This window comes from Paenibacillus cookii, from assembly GCF_018333375.1.
GTDB lineage: Bacteria > Bacillota > Bacilli > Paenibacillales > Paenibacillaceae > Paenibacillus_AQ > Paenibacillus_AQ cookii.
Window position 1 is genome coordinate 1 of record NZ_BORW01000137.1, and the last position, 255, is coordinate 255.

Sequence of the window (255 nt, forward strand, 5' to 3'; positions counted from 1 at the left end):
CTGAAACATCTAAGTACCCTGAGGAAGAGAAAACAATAGTGATTCCGTCAGTAGCGGCGAGCGAACGCGGATTAGCCTAAACCGGTCAGCTTGCTGGCCGGGGTTGTGGGACGTCTCACATGGAGTTGCAAAGGAATTGGTTAGGCGAAGAGGTCTGGAAAGGCCCGGCATAGAAGGTAAAAGCCCTGTAGCCGAAAGTCAGTTCCCTCCGAGACGGATCCCGAGTAGTGCGGGGCACGTGAAACCCCGTATGAA

The 255-nt window shown here is 54.1% G+C and carries 1 rRNA gene; it reads left to right on the top strand.

The annotated features are described in order from the left end of the window. Positions 1–255, top strand: a 23S ribosomal RNA gene (locus KI367_RS26925); the annotation flags it as partial.